An 18,082-nucleotide genomic window follows, 5' to 3' on the forward strand; every position below is an offset into this window, starting at 1 on the left:
CCGGCGGTCGAGAGACGGAAGAGGCGACGCGAACTCATGGGCGTGAGCATGGAGACGGCCAAGCTGTGGGTCGAGCGCTGGGAACTCCAGCAGCAGCACTACGCCGTCGCCCGCGAGGAGCGGTTCACGGTCATCGCCGACGTCGTCGAACACGTCGCGGCCCACCGGGCTCGCCCCTTGCTCCTCGACCTCGGCTGCGGCCCGGGTTCGCTGGCCGCCCGGCTCGCCACGAGGCTGCCGGACGCGGAGATCGTCGCGGTGGACATGGACCCGGTGCTCCTGGAACTCGCCCGCACCCATCACGCGGACGCCGCCCGCTACGTGGACACCGTCATCGGGGCCGACGGCTGGACCGAGGCCCTCGGCCTGGACCGCCCCGTGGACGCGGTCGTCTCGACAACGGCCCTCCACTACCTGTCCGAACAGACCCTTCTGCGGACGTACCGCCGCCTGGAGAACCTGCTGCGACCGGGGGGCGTCCTCGTCAACGGCGACCACTTCCCCCTGGACGACCGGCGGTGCTCGGAACTCACCGGCCACGTGGGCCGACGACGAGCCGAACGGTCCCGTACACGCGACCACGAGGACTGGGAGTCCTGGTGGAACGCGGCCGCCCAGGACCCCGAACTGACCGACCTGTTCAGCCGACGTGAGAAGCGGCAGGCGGCGGCCGGCAACGACGACGGCAACGACCTGACACTCGCCCACCACACCGACCTGCTGCGGCAGGCGGGCTTCCGCCACACCACCCCGGTCTGGCAGTTCGGCGACAGCCACGTCCTCGTGGCCCTCAAGGACTGAATCCGACGTCATCACTCCCGGATCGGGGACGGGGTGATCAACCCGGCCACAGGGGAGGTCGTCCTCACAGGGGCACTTCAGCCAGGTCTGCCAACAGGACGTCAGCCACCAGTTCCTCGACGACGGCGGCGCCGTGTTCGGTGAGGGCGCGGATCAGTTCGGGGTCCCAGGGCGCTTCGGTGAGGCGGCCGGGCTGAGAGCCGTGGGGAGTGCGGGCGACCGCGGCGCGATAGTCCGCCGCCGTCATGCGCCAGGGACGGGCCGGCGTCTTGTCCAGGAGATACGCGGCGATGCGGATGCCTTCACCATCGAAGTCGCCGTGGTGGCGGAGGACGGCGCCCTGATCCGCGAGGAGCCGGAGGAGGTGGATGGCCGCGCTGTTGGGCCAGCCGGATGTGCACACGAGCGGCGGACAGTCCGGGCCGAAGCGGCGTACGGCGAGCGCCAGGATGCTGGGGTTCTCCACAGCGTGGACGACGGGTGCGGGGTCGGCGGCGAGGCTGAACTCACCCGGGGCCCGCAGTTGGGCGAGGGTCAGGCTGACGGCCTGACCGGCCTCGGCGCAGACGCGCGCCACACGGGCGAGCGGACCGTCTCCGGCCGGGCGCAGTCCACCGACGAGAACCGTGGCGGACAGATCGTCGTCGGCGACACCCGCGCGGGTCCACAGGGCACGCCGGTCCGCCGCGGACTGCGGCGGGGCGGTGTCGTGGAGGGTCACCAGGGCACGCAGGACGAGGGCGGACAGGCGGGTGCCGTCGTCGAGTGCGTGGGACTCGCCCTTCAGGACCCGGGCAGCGAACACGGGCAGGGGCTCTGCTCCGGCCGGGAGCGCCGCGAGCACCGTCAGTGCGTCGGTCAGCAGCGAGCGGGTCCGTTCCGTCGAGCCACCGACCAGACCGGCGGCTCGGCACGAGGCGGTCCAGTCGGCGAGCGCGGGTTGGGCACGTACGGTGGCGTGGCCGTCCAGCCATGTCCACAGCTCGGCGCGTTCGCCTTCTCGGCGGCGCCGTTCGCCCGCGCGGTCGTCGAGAGGGCCGACGAGTTCGGTGACGATTTCGCGCACCGTACGGCCGCACAGCTCGGCGACGGCCTCTTCCAGACGGGCCAGGGCGACGGAGGTGCGGGCGTCCGGCAGGCGGTCCAGGCCGAGGAGGTCGGCGAGGGCTTCGCGCTGGGCGTCGTCGAGCGGTCCGAGGCGCACCCGTGTGACGGGGCGGCCGGAGGAGAGACGGTCGTGGACCGTGTGCCAGAGCGGGCGGAGTTCGGGGCTCCGCAGGGTGCGTTCGCCCGGAGCCGGTTCCGCGTGGGTCATCCCGCCTCCAGGTCGGTGCCGTTCCAGACGAAGCGGGCGCTGGTGACCGCGTCGTCGTCCCCGTCGGTGAGGAGCTGGTGGACGGCGATGCCGGGCAGCTCGCCGTAGGTGCACCACTCGTGGTCGGAGGTGACCATGAGGTCCAGGTCGAGTGCGGTGAGCAGGGCGAAGACCTGTCCGCGGTTGACGGCGTCGACACCGACGAAGACCTCGTCCAGCAGGATCGGCCGGGGGGCCAGGGGCACGGCCTCGTAGTGGGCCGCGACGGCGGCGAACAGCGGCAGGTGCAGTGCGATGGCCTTCTCGCCGCCGGAGAGCGCGCCGTGCAGCTTCTTCGTCAGCGGCTGCCAGCCGGTCCCGTTCGCCCGGTCCAGGCGCACGGTGAAGCGGTGCCAGGCGGTGTAGTCGAGCACCTCGCCGAGTTGTTCCTCCCAACTCGCGGCGGTGTCACTGCCCTTGGCCTCCTCGATACGGGCGCGGAAGAAGGCGTGCAGGGCCTCCCGGTCGGTCTCGGTGACCCGGCCGGGGTCCTTGAGGAGCAGCCGGCGGGCGGTGCGGGTGCTGTCCGGAAGATCGGGACGGACGTCCCAGACGAGTTGGACGGCGACGTTGGAGGCGGTACGGACCCGCTCCAGGTGCCCGTTCACACGGTCGACGAGTTCGCCGGCCTGACGGATGCGCGCCGCGAGGTGGCGGCGGATGTCGCCGGTGAGGATCTGGTCGAACAGGCGCCGCTCGGCGGTGGTGATGTCGTCACGGCTGCGGTCGCGCTCCTGGGTGAGCGTGGCGAGCAGGCCCGTCGCCCCCATGCGTACGCCGTCCAGGGTGGCGGTGAAGAGCTGGATGTCGTCGTCGGGTTCCAGGTCCAGGTCGGCACGGGCGCCGAGGCGCTGGCGAGCCTCGTGGACCGCTTCGGAGAGGCGGGTCGCGGCGTCGCCCAGGTTGCGTGGGGCGTGCGGGATGTCCGGCCACTTCGCCGCTGTGGTGCGGGCGGCCTCCAGGGTGGCCCTGGTGCCGTCGCCGGCGTCGAGTTCCGGCGTGATGCCTGCGTCCTCGGCCAGCCCGATCAGGCACAGGTGCCGGAACCGGTGCGCCGCGCCGTCCCGGGTCGCGACGGCCTGCTCCCGTCGTTCGGCGTCCTGTCCGCTGGTGGCTCGCAGTTCTCCGACACGCCCTTCCAGGCGCAGCAGGAGATCGGCTGCCCGGCGGGCCTCCTTCCGGCAGCGGTCCAGCTCGGCGCGCGCCTCGGCGACGCGTGCGACGATCTGCCGGTAGTCCTCGCCGACGGTGGCCTCCACCGCCTCCAGGCGCGCCCTCAGCCCCGTCGCCTCCGCTTCGGCGGCGGCCGCGGCCTCGGCCTGTTCCTCAGCCGCTCGGCGGGAGCGGTCTGCCTGCCCGGCCAGCTGGTGGGCCCTGTCGGCGGCGGCGGTCGCGGTGAGGCTGGGCGACGACAACGTCGCGCGGGCCAAGGCTCAGACCTCGAGGGCGAACTGATGCTGAGGAACGACAGGCCCCAGGAGCCACAGTTAAGCCTCCGCTCCGCGGTGGTTTCCCTGATCAGTCTGCAGACCCGCCGCGTCGGGGTCTCCTCGCCTACGCCTCCGGCAACCCCCCTGACGGAGCCGCCTTCGGCGCCACGGCCTCCCTCGCGCGCTCGGCGATCGACTGACCTGCCCGAGTCGAGCAGAGATCTCTGGCAAGCCAAGCCCCGAGAAGCGGGCCCTGGGGGGAGCCGCCCTCCACAGGGGCCCCTGGCCGACCCGCCGCGGAGGGCCTCACTCACCCATCACCTGCCAGCCAAGCCGCGGTGAACAGATGTCTCAAATCACCTTGATTAGCACGTGTGTTCGATGAGACTGTGGCGTTCTCAGGGTGGCGTGAGGCCCCCTGGGACTGTCGTCATCCTTTGCTGCGCGCCAGATGAGCCTCCGTGCCGACTGTTCCGCGGGGCGTGGTGGTGTGCAGCCTCATCAGGCAAACGGGGACTATGAAAGTGACGTTTCGTCGGACCTTTTCCATCACTGCGGCGATTGGTGTTCTGGCAGCTGCTTCTGTTCTGCCGGTGGCGTCACCGGCCGCGGCCACACCGCCAAGCAGAGAAATGCACACAAGTGTCCTGCCGGTGGGGACGCGACTTCCCTCACTGTCCGATCTGCAGCGGGCGGGAGGTAAAGACCTGCTGCTCGTGGAGCGTGAAGCGTTCGCTGGTTCCGAGCATGCGCCGGAGGTTGTCGGTCCGGCGGCCACGTACGGCCGCGTCAGCAACCAGCGCTCTGCGGTAGCGGATCCGCCGGTGACCTATCCCGAGCCCGCCCGCACGATGACGCCGCAGGAGTGCATCAAGGGCTTGGGCACGGACAAGAAGTTCTTCTTCAAGTCGCGTTTCGCTTCCTGCTCCGGTGCGGTGTTCTTCACTGTGTGGTCGCAGAACGGCCGACCCGTAGGTGAGACTCAGTTCGTCTACCTGTCGGTCGGGACGATAGCGAAGGACAGCCGTGACGTGCGTATCACGCAGTACTTCACCAAGTTGCAGAAGACTGGTGCGGTGCCTACGTCGGCCATGATGATCAAGCCGTCGGTGAAAATACCCAAGGTGTGGCCGAAGACCGCGAAGGTCACCCAGACCGGCGCGGTGCCTGGGGCGCGGAGCTTCGATGTCATCGCCGCTCAACAGCCTGCAGGATTCACTCGCGTCCTGAAGGCCGCCGCAGGACAGGGGTCCAAGCCTGCTGACGCTGTCGCCTCTGTCTTCGAAGCATCGGCTGTGATCACTCCGCCTCCCGGCTACACAGCCGCAGGGGAGCTGAGCGGGACGCTGTTCTTCCTGCCGCCGCGGTGGGACAAGGCTTCGTATCTCCCCAAGAAAGCCCAGGGCGGAGCAGTTTTCACCTATCTCGTCCCGCTGGTCTACAGCACCAAGGCAGGCTCTCCGGAGAGAGCCGTCGCCAACCACATAAAGACCGCGTTCACCAAACCGGGCAGTACCAAGCCGGTCAACGCCAGTAAGAAGGTCCCCGGGTCGAGCGCGCAGTCGCCTCTGCGCAGGCTCTACCACGACAACGCACGACGTAAGAAGAACCGGTCGACCGCAGTGAGCGCGTGCAAGAAGGTGTTCGGCAAGGACTACGCCAAGGGCGGAAAGGAGTGCGACGAGTACCCCTTCGCAACCACCTATGAGGGCTGCGCCCAGAACACGTACGAGCCTTCCGCCCCGAAGAACAACTTCTCCGTCCGGCCCCTGGCGAAGAAGGACAACGGTAACGCCGGCAACCTTCTCGGCCAGTTCATGACGCTCAACCGCATACTCGACGGCGACGACGACGGCTTCTACGTAACCATCAAATAGCGGAGCAAGTGCCAGGCAGGGCCCTGGGGGCGTACGCCCTCAGGGCCGGTTCTCATGCCTGCTGGGGCCAAAACTGCACGAGGTAACGCTCGACGCCCTCGGCAATCCCTTCCTCCTCGATGACGCGAGCCACCTCAGCTCGGCCGGAGCAGTAGACCCGCACGTGCCAGTCCCGGTCGGGAGCCCCCAGTTCGATCACATCCTCAATCGGGCCGTACGCCACCGCCCATACCTGCAGAGTGCCCGTCGCGGACCGCATGGCGGTATCAGCCCGCTGCTCCCATGCACGGCTCGTGTCAACGGGCGGTTCGCCGTCCCAGACCTGAGCGGTCATCGTCGGCGTGTGAGTATGACCAGCACTCTCGATATCGACCCGCCCAGGGTGAGCGGTCAAGAACACGCCCTCGTCCATGACACGGCCACCCGGATACGCAACCTGGGCAGACTCCTCATCCTGTAGGCACATCCCGTAGAAATCCACCTCGGGTTCGAGTTCCTGCTCCCTCACCATCCGGGGCTCAGACATAGCACTCCTACTCCTCATTAATCGGGCACTCACACCGACTGATGCCGTGCCCTGTATTGGTCTTTCCGTGTAACAGAGTGCAGCGAACACTGGCTGCCGTTTGGCCCCAGGGCAATTGCAGGTTCCGGGGTCGTGCGGCTGGTCGGGCAGCGACCGGTTGGGGTACGTGGCAGAGCAGGCACGGGCTTCGTGATCATTGGGGTGTCTGAAGCCCAATAGTCATGAGGCCCGTGCTTGCTGCCATATCTTCTCCTGTCCCTGCCACGCTGGTGAAGCTGGGCCCGCTGGACGCCGGCCGGGGTGCTGATCTGCGCCCCTACCTCGGCTCGAGCCCGACCCGCGCTCGCGGCGGGGCCGGTGGTACTCGCTGACGGCGACCTTGCTGGTGTTGCGCCTGCGTGGTTGTCTCGGGCGCGAAGAGCATCGACGAACTTGCCGAGTGGATGCGCGCTGAAAACCTCAAAGCCGACGACATCGCCAAGCCCACCCGGACGGTCCGCCATGAACCCGAACGAGCACTCCTCACCCTGTGCGTCACCAACAACCCGGACCCGTACGGAACTTGATCAAACCCTGCTGATCAGGCAAGCGTCTCCGCCCTGTCCGTGAAGGGACAGGGCGGAAAATCGTTCATGCGGCGATGGTGAGCGGAACGTCCAAGCGCTCCCAGGCACCAAGAACGGCCTTGTGCGCGTCCAGTTGAAGGTGAGCGTAGCGCTGGGTGGTCTGGAAGCTCTCGTGGCCGAGGAGGTGCTGGACCTCGTAGAGCGAGACTCCCTTCTGGACCAGCCACGAGGCACAGGTGTGGCGCATGGAGTGCGGCGGGTAGTGCGGGACGAGCTGCTGCTCGCCGTCGGTGTCGAAGTAAGTGAGCGGCTTCGACGGTGGGCCACCAGGTCTGCCGACGCCAGTTGCTGTCGGCGAGGAGCCGTCCGGCACGGCCCTTGGTGACGGTGGTGAACACCACGGCATCCCGGTCGAGCCGGTGGATGTGGCGTTCGACGGCCTCCAGGACGTGAGGCGGGAGCGGGACCTCTCTACGGCTCTTGGAGCTCTTGGGATACTCCTTGATGCCGCTCTTGGAGTTGACCTCCACCACGAACAAGCGCGAGCGGCGCTGGTCGATGCGGTGGCGATGCAGGCCGGAGAGTTCTCCCCAGCGCAGTCCGGTGTAGAAGCCGAGCAGGCGCATTGTCCGCCACACGGCGGGAAGTTCGTCCAGGATGCTCTGCGCCTGGTCAAGCGTGAACCACTGCGGCGGCTTGACCGCGATCTGGGGCAAGTCGATGCTGCGGCACGGAGTCACCGCCAGGACATCGTCGTCGACGGCCGCGCGCATCATGGAGGAGGTCAGGTTGTAGGCCCTCTTGATCGCAGCGGCCCCCGCCCCATTCTCGACCAGGGTCCGGATCCAGCTCTGGACGTCCATGCGGGTGATGGCCCGCATCTCCCAGTCCGCCCAGTAGGGCATGACGTGGTTCTTGATATTGGAGGCGTCGCCGCGAAGCGTGTGGGGCTCAACGATGCGGGCGTTCCACCACCGGTCGTGCCACTCGCGGAACGACATTTCACCGGCCCGCGGGTCGCGCATGCCTCCGCGGGCGAACTGGGTCTCCATCTCGATGCCCCAGGCGCGCGCCTGCGCCTTGAGGGGGAACGACTCACTGAACCGGTCTCCTATCCGGTTGCGTACGGTCGCCTGCCACTTGCCGGACTTCAACTTGCGGATGTACGAGGCACTACTCCTTGTTCAACGGTGACGAGGCCGGGATGGCCCAGGTCAGCGGCGGGCGGCCGGCGAGACGACGGCGCGGCGGCTGATGAACTCATCAAGGCCGTCCGCGGGGACCCGTACACGGGACCGGCCTGGTCCGGTACGGAGGTCGACGACAGGCAGGTCGCCGGCAGCGATGAAGCGGTAGACGGTGCGGCGGTCGACGTCCAGGGCGGCGGCGACGGCAGGAATGGACAGCAGACGTGCAGGCATGGAGGAGAACCTTGGGGTGGGGATGGACTGGGGGTCCGGCGAGTCAACACCGGGGAATCGGCCGATCCATGGCGGTCAACCGGCCCTGTCAGGCAGTGGGATCACGTCATGGAGAATCTCCGCGCAAGGAGCCGATCACGTGCGGCTCCGCCGGGCGAGGACCACCGGTGCGGGGGAGGATGACCAGGTAGCGCCCGCGCTCTGGCTGTGAGCCAGAGCGCGGGGCAAGAATCACGACCCGGACACGTCCGGAAGAGCCAAGACCTCGGCCAGGCGGTCCCAGTCGATTTCGACCTTCTCCGTGCGGAAGCAGTGCTGATAACGCAGCCCCAGCCAGTTCGGGGTGACACCGGCCCACTCGGCAACCGTGAAGGACGAGATGCCCATCCTCAGCCACTTCACCAGGCAGGGCTCACGGAGAATCGAGATCGGCTCCCCCAGACGCCACCAGGACAGCTCGTCCCGCGGCAGAACGGCCTCTTGGGCCTGCTCCCAGACCCGCTTGCACACGGATCCCGAAAGCGCCCCACCTCGCCTACCGGGAAACAGCAGGTCGTCCTCCCATAGACCAGCCTCGCTGATCCACCCACGCAGGAACTCCACGGCCTGCGGCTGGAGAGGAATTTCCCTCGCAACGCCTTTGTGACGGACTGTCAACTTACCCAGGTCGCCTTCCGGGAGCACCACGTCGCTCACTCGCAGGGCGCGAGCCTCACCCGGTCGCAGAGCCTGCTCGGCCACGATGCGCATGAAGGGGTGCACCGAGCGATTGGTACCCGCATGCCCGCGCATCCACTCGAGCAGCGATCGAACCTGCTCCTCGGAATACAACCATTCCTCGTCCATGACCTCGACATACATAGCTCTGAACTCCTCGGAGAAACAACGGAATGCGTCACGCGGGGGTCAGCGCGACAGGTTCAATGGTCTGCGGAATCGCCGGTTTGGCTAACCGGCGATCGTCGGCTATGTTTCGCCCGACACGGCGCTCACGGCATCCAGGCGTATGCGGAACAGCAGGGCGTAGCCGCGCTGTTCCGGACCGCTCTAGGTTTGCTTGCTTCGCCGCGTCATTCCAGTCCGTCGCGCCCTCAATGTGTCTGCCGTCGGCGAATCAGAACACCCCAGCATCACGCAGGAGCGCCGCTACCGGCGCGCTCGCCTTGCTGTCGACGTCAGAGAACAGAGCAGGCGCCTTCTAAGCGCCTACCCTGTATTCCAGAAGTAGCCGAGTACTCCTGGCGGAAGCTCAGCCCTCCCGGTGACCGACAGCGGCTCCGGCCGCCCGGGCTGACTGGTCGGAGGCGCCGGCGCGGTGGTATGCCTTTGCGGCTCGTGCCCAAGTGGCCCGCGCCGTAGCGAAGTTGTGGTAAGCACGGTGAACAAGGGCGAGATTACGCAGCGTGTCTCCTACGCCGTGCCAGTCCTCAAGGCTTTCCCAGATCCCCAACGCCTGGATATAGGCACCGTGGGCTGCGTCCCGGCGCCCCGCCTGGAGTAGCGCGTTGCCTAGGCTGGTCAGGGCCGCCGCCTCTCCGCGCTGGTCTCCGATGGACCGAAACGCTCGGAGAGCCTTTTCGAAAGCACTATCAGCCTCGTTAGAGCGCCCTGCGTCCCGCAACGCGCTACCGAGGTTGGCTGCTGCCGCGGCCTGGCACTGAATGTCACCAACTACATGGAAGAGATGACGAGCAAGAGCGTGCGAGTTAATGGCTTCTGCTGTCCGGCCCAACTGAAGCTGGGCGTTTCCGAGGTTGTTCCACGCTTTGCCCTCTCCCTGTTGATCGCCAATGGCTCGGTACAGATCGCGGGCACGGACAAGAGCACGAATCGCTTCGCTGGTTCCTCCAGCCGCCTTCTTCTTCCACAGCCCGTTGCCGAGGTTGTTCCACGCCTTAGCTTCACCTATTTGGTCCCCAGCTCGGTGAGCCGCCTGCTGAGCCAGGCGGCTCACCGAGATCAAGTCGTCGAAACGCCGCCGAATTTCCAGATAGATGCCCAGTTCGAGGGCAAGCTTGATGCCCAAGGATGCGTGCTGGTCCTCGTCCGTCCACTGAACCGCGGCCAGGAGATTCGTGGCTTCGGTATCAAGCCAGGCCAACGCCGCTGCCCGGCTCTCGAACTCCTGTCCCGCCCGGTTTCCCGCATCCGGCGGGGTGACCTGCAGGTGCCGACAGGCGGCTTCCGCTTTCTCGGCATACGCCTTCAGAACCCTCGCCCGGGCGTTGCCCGCCTCATCCGGCTGATCGGCGTACGTGACCGATGCGCCTGCTGCGTACTGCCGTACAAGGCTGTGCAGCCGCCACCGCCGGGCATCCCGGGTGGGGTTGACCAAGTGCGCGGCTGCCAGATCTTCCAAAAGGGGGAGCGCTCGGGCGGCGGGCAGGTCCGCGATGGCAGCCGCTGTCTCGGTGGGCACATCAGCCGTAGGGGCAAGTGCCAACAGTCTCAGCAACCGCGCCTGATCCGTTGGCAGATGACGGTATGTGGCGTCGAAGACCGGACGCAGACGCAGGGTGTCGGTGGGATCGGCCGAGGCTTTTATGTCGTCGACCAGCGTGGCGATGGTGCGGTGTCGACGTCGGCGCAGGAGGCCGGCCGCGATGTTCAGTGCGTGCGGCAAGTACCCGCACAGGGCCGCGAGTTCGAGCAGCGCGTCGGGTTCGCGGGCCGGGCGGTCATCGCCTTCGTCACTGATCTCCAGGGTAGTGGCAATGAGTTCGGCAGCGGGCTGCGGGGCCAGAGTCCGGATGTCGATGAGACGGGCGTTGAGGTCCGTCAGCTTGTGTCGCGAGGTGACGAGAACCCGGTGGCGCGGGGAAGCGGGAATCAGCGGAGTGATCTGAGCCGTGGTGGAGGCGTTGTCCAGGACGAGAAGCATCCGCTCGGATTGCTGCGCAAGCAACGTGCGATAGAGGGCCAACCGAGCCGTCGTGGTCCGGGGCAGGCCCCACCCGCGAACACCCAGGGCGTCAAGCAGGTCCTCCACCACTTGGTCCGCGGAGAGGGGGCTTGCGCTGTATCCCGCCACGTCGGCGAAGAGCGTCCCGCCGGGAAACCAGCCATACCCATGTGCGCGGTGCGCGGCATGCAGGGCGAGCGCAGTCTTGCCGATGCCAGCCAGGCCCGATACAGCACAGACCACCACAGGACGCTCTGTGCCGGATCGAGGGTCGAGTGCGGGCAGAATCCGGACCAGTTCCTCGTCCCTGCCGATGAGCGTGACGGGCGCTGCGGGCAGCGCTGCCGTGGCCATGGGTACCTCGGCTGCGACAGCGTGGTAGTGGTGCTCGACCTTGCCCGACACCGAGCCGTGGAAGTCGCTGCCACGAAGATCGATGTGGTCCTCGTACCCAGCGGTCACGGGGGCCTTCCCTCCTGTCCTGCGCCAGATTAGGGGGCGGATCCCCTTACCGAAGCAGGAATGCACGCTTCCGCTGAAGGTGTAAGGCGCGACTGGGGGCCTGCCCCCTGTTGCTATCCGGATGAGTTCGAACCAGCGGGTGTCATGGCGTGGATGCCTCGTCGACCGCATCGAGCACCGCGCTCCATGGAAGCTCTCGTTCCACCGGCGCCTCCCTCGGCTCGTACAGGGGCCAGACCGCCGGTCCGTACACGAGGTGGACGGCTCCGACACGCAGAGCGTCGGTATACCGCTGCCAAGCCGGGTGGCGGGCGTGGGCCGCGTTCACTCGGGGAAAAACGACGACCGGCAAGCCGAGCGTGCCACTGGCTTCACCCACCCGTGTCAGTGCCTGGTTGTCCATCAGGCCCAAAGCCAGCTTCGCGACCGTGTTGGCCGATGCCGGCGCGACCACGTAGCAGTCAACTGGCGGGTGCGGTCGGGTCTCCTCAGGGAGCTGCGGCCTATCACGGACGGGCAGGACGGTCAGCTTCTCCAGTCGCTCGACTTTGCCGGTTGTCCGTAGCCACTGGCCGGCGGCCGGTGTCAGCGTCACGGCCACTTGCCACCCACGATCCATTGCGGGCTCGACAAGCCTGGTCCAGAGAACCTCCGCCCCCCGGCAGCCGAGCCGACGACTCCGAGCACACCACGCTTGTCTGAACTCACTGCACCACCCTGCGCCGTTGAGCCGTCGCGAACACCTCGGGTTAGCGAGAGGCTCCGGTCCTTGGGATTGCTTGATCAGTTCTCGCCGCCTCTCGCGCACCTTGGGATTGTTGCCTACGAGCTACCACGACGTACGTCGTGGCAGGAGGGCAGGTGTGGAGCCGGGCCAGTGCGCCTGTCAGCCGGGGGTGCGCGCTGGATCAAACCGCCGGGTCGCCGTCAAGCAATGGAGAACCCGGTCCTGATCAAGGAGGTCAAGGTCATCTCCAGGTACGTGGACAGCCGGGCAAAGTCAAGCATCTCCTGAGACGCTCACCTCTCGACCCGTCTGGGAACGTCGGCCCCGGGGCCATGTCCGCGACCGGCACGTGGCCCCGTCTGAAGCGGAGGGTGCAAATCAGATGCTCCATGGGCAAGGGCACGGGGCATCTACGTAGAGGCGCCCTGTGGTCAGCCTCGCCTGGCAGCATTGAGGTTTTCTCGGATCATCCGGGTCAGCGGGTGGCTCTTTCCCAAGACCCGGGTGGAGTCGCCAAGGGCCTGCACATAGATCGGAATTGCCCTTTTCAGGTCGCCCGCCAGCCGATAGGCGTAGGCAAGGTTGTTCCGTGCGGTCAGGGTGTTCGGATGGTCCTTGCCTAAGGTGCGACCCCATCCCGCCACGCTCCGTCTGTGCAAAGGGATCGCCCGCTTCGGCTCGCCTGCGGATGCGTATGCGCTGGCCACATTGTCCCGCGCAATCAGAGAGTCGGGGTGTTCCTCGCCCGAGATCCTTACATGGTCGGCGAGGGCACGTTCCCACAGCGGGATGGCCCGCTTCATGTCGCCCGCCAGTCGGTAGGCGGCAGCAAGATTGTTACGCAATGTGATTGTTCGGGGGTGATCCTCACCCAGTACCCGAATGCTGTCAGCGAGGGTGCGCTCGCATAACGGGACTGCCTGCTCCGGGTCTCCGGCCAACCGGTAGGCCACCGCAAGGTTGCTTCGAGCGTTGAGTGCTGCGGGATGGTCCTCGCTCAGGGCTCGTGCGTACCCTTCCAGGGTCCGCCTGTGCATGCGGATCGCGCGTTCGAGATCGCCTGCCAGTTGATAGGCGGTGGCGAGGTTGGTGCGTGTGGTCAGCGTGCTGGGGTGGTCCTCGCCACTGACTCGAATGCTGTCGGTGAGGGTCTGCTCGTATAGCGAGATCGACCGTTGTACGTCGCCTGCCGCCGCATAGGCGTAGGCGAGGTTGTTCTGGGCGGTCAGGGTGTCTGGGTGATCGTCACCGAGAACTCGAACGCTGGTTTCCAAGCCTTCCTCATACAAGGGGATTGCCTGCCACACGTTCCCTGCAGCGTGATGAGCCGCAGCTAGCGCGTTCCGGATACTGAGGGTATTGAGATGCTCCTTTCCCAGGACACGAAGAGCACCGGTCAGGGCGCATTCGAGAAGGGGGATCGCCCGTCTCGGCTCCCCAGCCTCTCGGTACGCAGCGGCAAGGTTGCCGCGCGCGATGATGGTCTCGGGGTGATCCTCACCCGAAATCCGAATTCGGTCGGCGAGAGTGCGCTCGCATATCGAGATTGCCCGCCTCGAATTTCCCGCCAACAGGTAGGCGTGGGCGAGATTGTGCTGGGCGGTCAGGGTGTCGGGGTGATCCTCGCCCAACTCCCGTGCGCTGTCGGCAAGCAGTTGCTCGCACAACGGGATTGCTTTCCTCGTGTTTCCCGCCAATTGGTAAGCCTGGGCCAGGTTGTTCCGGGCAGCGAGGGCACTGTGTCGGTCCCCATCCGCGGCCTGCTCGAACATCTCTACAGCCCGCTGGATGCGGGCCGTAGCACGACTGATCGATCCCTTACGGAGAAGGAACTGACCGGTCTGGCTGAGGATCCGAACGAGGTCCGTGCTCTCGGCGCCGGGAGGCGTGCGGTCGATAAGCGCGTCGACATGCGGGAGTAAGATCTCCCAAGCGGGCCATGAGGCCGGATCACCCGCGGTGTCAGTAGGAAGCGCCTCGGCAAGCGCGATAGTGGCGCGGATACGAGCATCTGCAATGTCTTCGGGACGGCGATGAGGATCTGCTGGTTCGGGGGTACGGGCGACAGCCTGGACGAGGCGGTGAACGCTGAGATCTGCTGTGTCACTGTGGATAGTGATCATGCTGTGCGCAGCAAGCCGCCCGAGGGCGCGGAGCAAGGTCGGAGCAGGAGCCAGCGGAGTCAGAAGAGAACGGGGAATGGCGTCCGCGGCATACCAGGCCAGGATCCGCAGGATCTGCCCGGCGAGCGGATCGTCGACCATGCAGTCCAATGACAGATGCCAGATCCGGGCGATGGTTCGTGCTACGTCACCACCCTCGGCGACACTCGCGTACACGTCTGCCGGATAGTGCTCCAGCAGTTCCAAGTAGCCACGTGGGGATGTGCCGGTCTCGGCGCAGAAGGCAGCGGCCTGTTCCACGGCCAAGGGCAGGCACCCCAGCGTGGTGCACACCTCATCAACGCCGTCGAGATCCCGAGGCTGGTCGTACGCGAAGATGCCGGTGAACAGCTCGACGGCCTCGGCATGGTCAAGGACGTTCAAGGCCAGAGGGGTTGCGCTGCCGTGCCAGCCAGTGGCCCGTCTGCTGGTGATCAGGAACCGACCGCCGCCGCCCCGCGCCAGCACAGGCTTGACGTGTGCTGCGTCGGTCACGTTGTCCAGAACCAGTAGCCATCCCTCGTGAGTTGAAAGCCATTGCAGGGACCGCTCGCGTAACGCCTCCTGGGACAGGGCCTGGGCCAAGGCCGGCTGAAGTGCTGTGGCGAGGGCCGCCAGGCCGGCGTCGAGGGCGGCAGGAGTATCAGCGCTGATCCACCACACCGGATTGTGGTCGGCCATCCGGCTCCAGGCCCAGTGCGCCGCGAGAGTCGACTTTCCGATCCCTCCGAGACCATGCACCGCATGCACCACGACCCCGCCGACGTGCCCCAGGGCACGATCCAGCAGGTTTAGCTCCCACTGACGTCCAACGAACAGACCCGGGATCTCCGGCAAGTTCGTCACCCCTGGCGGACACACCACAGATGCCGACGGTGTGAACGCTTCCTTCGGCAACAGGACCGCGTGCTCGACCTGTATCCCCAAGGCGCCATCACCGGTGACTGCTTGGCCTATATCCCCGCCTGCGGCGACCGCACGCTGTCCCGAGGCGGTCACCGGTATCTCCAGCGCGCCCTTCGAAGAAGACGGCACCGCTTCAGGCCGGCGCCGATACTCCGGGCTCACGATCCCCCGACCCCAGCCCCCTTGTCACTGGTGACCACCACGCAGCCGCAAGAAGGGGCGTATACGGACGCCCTCGGGCCCAGCCGCGCGGTGATTGCCTGCGTGATTCCGTCTACCTGACTCGCCGTGTCGAGATCCGTCACGTCCCCGCCCACCTCATCGTTGAGTCATCATCAGCACTCTACTCAGACTGGTGCTGCCGCAACCTCGATGTGCCCTCTCCAACGGCCCGATCGCACAGGGCGCGGCCGACCTGTCGCACATCGGCCTGCGGACCGTCCCGGCGTGACGCATTGACGCGCACCGAGGACATGGCTCGCCGGGCCCGGGACGACGCGAAGAGCCTGCGCGAAAGGCTCGTCGACGTGTTGCGCGAGACGCTCGCGGCAGCACGTCCACGACGCGTGGGCCAGCCGGTTCGCCACGGCAATCTGTCGCAGCCCCGGAAACGCCAGCGGCGACACGCCACCATGTTCAGTCCGGGCCGACAGACCTCTGTCACCACGCGGCTGCCGCTCGCCCGAACCAGCATGTTGCACGCCGTGCCGATCTGGCCGGTTCGCCCTCCAGTAGGTGCGATCCACCCGTCAACGCCGGGGCCGTTTTCACTGACGAGCCATCCCTTTCCCCGCCACTGCAGGCGACCTGACCAGCACCCCAAGGCGCCTGACGCCCCATCAGAACGAGCGTCATTTCAGCGTAAAGATGTCGCCCGCAACGCCGACACTGCACATAATCCGCATGCACAAACCGCAGGTCAAGAGCCCTTTGCTACCGGTTCAAGTGATGGCAACGCACTCCATAGGATGAGTCCTCCACAACCACGCAGCCTGATAAGTCCTGGCCAGCTCCGTTGCCAACTTGCGAATGGTCAATCCCGTGTCATGCTCGGCGAGTTCGAACGCTCTACACGACAACACGGGCTGATCGCCTAGTGCTCTGACCGGGAACGTTCGCCAGGTCGGTGGAACAGGATGAGATACTTGAGCTTGAGTCTTAACCTCACTGTGGATGGCGGGAGAGGCCAGAGCCCGACTCGTGCGTAAGCCGGGTGAGGTAGGCGTCCGGGGGTTGAACACGCTCCCGGGAGGGCTTCGTGAAGGTCTCACCAGGAGACCAAGGCGTGGCCGCGATCGTCAGCTACGAGCGGCGGGGTTCTGGAGTATCGAGTACCGCACTCAACGCCCCTGGGTGCGGCTGGACCTGACGTGCAGGACAAGCGAGATGACCGCACAGGTCACGACGGCGAAGACGGCGCCGCCGTAGTTGTCCTGGACAATGCTGCCGGCGGCGATCAGGCTGCCGATGACGAGCGGTGTGCCGGACGTCATGCTCTTCTTCTTCACCAGAGCTCTCCTGAGAGGTGGGCGGTGGAAAGCGCCACAGGGATGGACAGCTCGTCCACACCGGTGCGAGCGGCATGCAGCATGATGTCAGTGCCGCCGATGCCGGACCAGCCGATCACGTTCGAGGTTGGACGTTAAGCGACAAGATCAGCTTCACCTTAACCTGTTCGCCGGGGTTTGGTGCCGACCTTGTGGTGGGCGGGCCGCTGGTAGGGCTGGCCTGTTGCGAGGGCTCTGCCAACGTCATGACGGGTGGCGGGGCCGGTTCTTCGAACCCGGCGGTCGGCCGGGGCAGGGCGGCGCGGTTTGGGTGCACTGGCAGGTAAAGCCGCCTTTGTGCGGAGGTTTCTGAAGCCGCGTCGGACGCCGGGCTGGGGTGAGCCGTTCGAGCGGGGCTGGTTTCTCCCAGGGGTGCCGCAGGTCCTTCACGCGCGGCCGGGCGAGCCGGAGTTGGGTGTGGGCGGTGATGACGAGCCACGTCCAACAGTCCGCAGGGCTGACGGGTGGTCGAAGAAGCCCCAGGCCACTCAGGGTTGACACCATACGAGCGTATAGCGCCAGAACAGCTGCCGTCGCAGGCGTGCGCCGGGGAGGAGGGTCCCGGTTTCACGGACGACGTCGTCAAAGGCCATGTCTGCTGTGCGAGTAGGGGCCGTCATGGATGCGGGCCGCGGTGAGGAGCGGCCTTTGTTCTTCAGCCAGCCGATAGCGGCGTTGGCTGGAATGGCGAGGACGCCAAGCAAATGGTCCACAGGGGTCTGGGCTCGGGACAAGCCGACGATCACCAAGGTCCCTCCCGGCGCCAGATGATTGCGGAAACAGGCGAGTGCCTCGGCGAACGGCAAATGATGGACCGTGGCGACACACGTGATGACGTCGTACGTGCCGGCAGGGAACTCGGCTACTGCATCCGCGACGGTGAAGGTCACAGGAAGCGATGAAGGAGTCAGTTCCTGAGCCTGGACCGTGATCACCGGATCGGCATCGACTGCCGTCACGGCAACGGCGCGTCGGGCCAGGAGCCTTGCAAGGTCACCACTGCCGGAGCCGATGTCCACAGCGCGATCGAAGCGTTTCGGCAGCTGCCGCAAGATCCAGCGGTGGTAGTGGGCGTTGTGATCCCAGGGATAGGCGGCATTAAACCGCTCAAGAGCCCGCAGGACACGAGGCGAAAGGATCTTCATCCCCTCAGTCCATCAAGTCCTGGCAGCACGCACACCCCGTTCCAGAACAAAGACCTACCGCTCCCCGGTAGGGCCCCGCCGCCCGGCAGTGCCCTACGCCGGAAGCAGCCCACGGAGACGAGTTGAAGAGCACTCACTTAACCGTTCGGTAATGTGTTCGTCCGGGAGGGCCCGAACCGCTGCTGCCAGGTGGCAACGGCAGCCACAGCCGTAGACACGTCTCATGACCACGGACGTCGGCACGGCCTCCGGCCCC

Annotated in this window: 14 protein-coding genes and 2 pseudogenes; 3 read left to right on the forward strand and 13 right to left on the reverse strand. The window is 66.6% G+C overall.

Going from position 1 to position 18,082, the window contains the following annotated elements:
* Window positions 1-36: 36 nt before the first annotated feature.
* A complete protein-coding gene (locus JIX56_RS10850; protein WP_257539662.1) occupies window positions 37-801 on the forward strand; it encodes a class I SAM-dependent methyltransferase in 765 nt (254 codons plus the stop codon).
* Window positions 802-865: 64 nt separating this feature from the next.
* Here JIX56_RS10850 and JIX56_RS10855 read toward each other — a convergent pair whose 3' ends face one another.
* A complete protein-coding gene (locus tag JIX56_RS10855; protein WP_257539663.1) occupies window positions 866-2,116 on the reverse strand; it encodes a TIGR02679 family protein in 1,251 nt (416 codons plus the stop codon).
* Window positions 2,113-3,585: a TIGR02680 family protein gene (locus JIX56_RS10860; RefSeq protein WP_257539665.1), complete on the reverse strand. Its 1,473-nt coding sequence runs from the start codon at window positions 3,583-3,585 to the stop codon at window positions 2,113-2,115. The genes JIX56_RS10855 and JIX56_RS10860 overlap by 4 nt, the downstream gene beginning before the upstream one ends.
* 461 nt (window positions 3,586-4,046) lie before the next feature.
* On the opposite strand from JIX56_RS10860, the gene JIX56_RS10865 reads away from it, so the two are divergent.
* A complete protein-coding gene (locus tag JIX56_RS10865) occupies window positions 4,047-5,462 on the forward strand; it encodes a NucA/NucB deoxyribonuclease domain-containing protein (protein ID WP_257539667.1) in 1,416 nt (471 codons plus the stop codon).
* A 52-nt stretch (window positions 5,463-5,514) separates the two neighbouring features.
* On the opposite strand, the gene JIX56_RS10870 is transcribed toward JIX56_RS10865, so the two are convergent.
* The gene (locus JIX56_RS10870) at window positions 5,515-5,988 is read right to left on the reverse strand and encodes a hypothetical protein (protein WP_257539669.1); all 474 of its coding nucleotides are present in this window, start codon (window positions 5,986-5,988) and stop codon (window positions 5,515-5,517) included.
* Window positions 5,989-6,386: 398 nt separating this feature from the next.
* Here JIX56_RS10870 and JIX56_RS10875 point away from each other — a divergent pair, with 398 nt between their 5' ends.
* Window positions 6,387-6,554: a hypothetical protein gene (locus tag JIX56_RS10875; RefSeq protein WP_257539671.1), complete on the forward strand. Its 168-nt coding sequence runs from the start codon at window positions 6,387-6,389 to the stop codon at window positions 6,552-6,554.
* Between the two features lie 64 nt (window positions 6,555-6,618).
* On the opposite strand, the gene JIX56_RS47630 is transcribed toward JIX56_RS10875, so the two are convergent.
* The 10 genes and pseudogenes from JIX56_RS47630 to JIX56_RS10925 all read right to left on the reverse strand — a co-directional run bounded on the left by JIX56_RS47630 (window position 6,619) and on the right by JIX56_RS10925 (window position 17,826).
* A complete protein-coding gene (locus JIX56_RS47630; protein ID WP_306819938.1) occupies window positions 6,619-6,960 on the reverse strand; it encodes a tyrosine-type recombinase/integrase in 342 nt (113 codons plus the stop codon).
* 487 nt (window positions 6,961-7,447) lie between these two features.
* Window positions 7,448-7,606 (reverse strand): annotated as a pseudogene (locus JIX56_RS47970) (tyrosine-type recombinase/integrase); the annotation flags it as partial.
* A 162-nt stretch (window positions 7,607-7,768) separates the two neighbouring features.
* Window positions 7,769-7,975, reverse strand: a complete 207-nt coding sequence (locus JIX56_RS10890) for a helix-turn-helix domain-containing protein (protein WP_210525259.1) — start codon at window positions 7,973-7,975, stop codon at window positions 7,769-7,771.
* Window positions 7,976-8,206: 231 nt separating this feature from the next.
* On the reverse strand, window positions 8,207-8,836 hold the full coding sequence (locus JIX56_RS10895; protein ID WP_257539672.1) for a site-specific integrase: 630 nt from the start codon (window positions 8,834-8,836) through the stop codon (window positions 8,207-8,209).
* A gap of 388 nt (window positions 8,837-9,224) precedes the next feature.
* Complete coding sequence (locus JIX56_RS10900) at window positions 9,225-11,339, reverse strand: tetratricopeptide repeat protein (RefSeq protein ID WP_257539674.1); 2,115 nt, start codon at window positions 11,337-11,339, stop codon at window positions 9,225-9,227.
* A 142-nt stretch (window positions 11,340-11,481) separates the two neighbouring features.
* The gene (locus JIX56_RS10905) at window positions 11,482-11,940 is read right to left on the reverse strand and encodes a flavoprotein (protein ID WP_257539676.1); all 459 of its coding nucleotides are present in this window, start codon (window positions 11,938-11,940) and stop codon (window positions 11,482-11,484) included.
* A gap of 557 nt (window positions 11,941-12,497) precedes the next feature.
* Window positions 12,498-15,296, reverse strand: coding sequence for a tetratricopeptide repeat protein (locus tag JIX56_RS10910; protein ID WP_257539677.1), 2,799 nt, complete (start codon window positions 15,294-15,296; stop codon window positions 12,498-12,500).
* Window positions 15,297-16,474: 1,178 nt separating this feature from the next.
* Window positions 16,475-16,642 (reverse strand): hypothetical protein, encoded by a 168-nt coding sequence (locus JIX56_RS10915; protein ID WP_257539678.1) that lies wholly within the window; start codon window positions 16,640-16,642, stop codon window positions 16,475-16,477.
* 158 nt (window positions 16,643-16,800) lie between these two features.
* Window positions 16,801-17,155 (reverse strand): annotated as a pseudogene (locus JIX56_RS10920) (NF041680 family putative transposase); the annotation flags it as partial.
* A gap of 14 nt (window positions 17,156-17,169) precedes the next feature.
* On the reverse strand, window positions 17,170-17,826 hold the full coding sequence (locus JIX56_RS10925) for a class I SAM-dependent methyltransferase (protein ID WP_257539680.1): 657 nt from the start codon (window positions 17,824-17,826) through the stop codon (window positions 17,170-17,172).
* Window positions 17,827-18,082: the final 256 nt, after the last annotated feature.

It is taken from the genome of Streptomyces sp. CA-210063, assembly GCF_024612015.1.
Classification (GTDB): Bacteria; Actinomycetota; Actinomycetes; order Streptomycetales; family Streptomycetaceae; genus Streptomyces.

Coding starts and splice junctions, on each gene's coding strand:
- JIX56_RS10890 (WP_210525259.1), bottom strand. CDS start 7,975: ATGCCTGCACGTCTGCTGTCCATTCCTGCCGTCGCCGCCGCCCTGGAC.
- JIX56_RS10850 (WP_257539662.1), top strand. CDS start 37: ATGGGCGTGAGCATGGAGACGGCCAAGCTGTGGGTCGAGCGCTGGGAA.
- JIX56_RS10855 (WP_257539663.1), bottom strand. CDS start 2,116: ATGACCCACGCGGAACCGGCTCCGGGCGAACGCACCCTGCGGAGCCCC.
- JIX56_RS10925 (WP_257539680.1), bottom strand. CDS start 17,826: ATGAAGATCCTTTCGCCTCGTGTCCTGCGGGCTCTTGAGCGGTTTAAT.
- JIX56_RS47630 (WP_306819938.1), bottom strand. CDS start 6,960: ATGCCGTGGTGTTCACCACCGTCACCAAGGGCCGTGCCGGACGGCTCC.
- JIX56_RS10870 (WP_257539669.1), bottom strand. CDS start 5,988: ATGTCTGAGCCCCGGATGGTGAGGGAGCAGGAACTCGAACCCGAGGTG.
- JIX56_RS10895 (WP_257539672.1), bottom strand. CDS start 8,836: ATGTATGTCGAGGTCATGGACGAGGAATGGTTGTATTCCGAGGAGCAG.